This window comes from Azohydromonas lata, assembly GCF_034427735.1.
In the GTDB taxonomy this organism is placed as follows: Bacteria; Pseudomonadota; Gammaproteobacteria; order Burkholderiales; family Burkholderiaceae_C; genus Azohydromonas; species Azohydromonas lata.
Window position 1 is genome coordinate 1 of sequence record NZ_JAXOJX010000299.1, and the last position, 206, is coordinate 206.

Here is a 206-nt window from a genome sequence, read left to right on the forward strand (position 1 = left end):
CTGGGCGTGCTGATCATCATCCCCATCGGCGGCGCCGACATGCCCGTGGTGGTCTCGATGCTCAACAGCTACTCGGGCTGGGCCGCCGCGGGCATCGGCTTCAGCCTGAACAACTCCATGCTGATCATTGCCGGCTCGCTGGTGGGCTCTTCAGGCGCCATCCTGAGCTACATCATGTGCAAGGCCATGAACCGCTCGTTCTTCAA

Annotated in this window: 1 protein-coding gene; it reads left to right on the plus strand. The window is 62.1% G+C overall.

Going from position 1 to position 206, the window contains the following annotated elements; all coding sequences use genetic code 11:
* Positions 1-206 (plus strand): NAD(P)(+) transhydrogenase (Re/Si-specific) subunit beta (locus SM757_RS35485; RefSeq protein ID WP_322468936.1); only part of this gene is annotated, 206 nt, incomplete at both ends.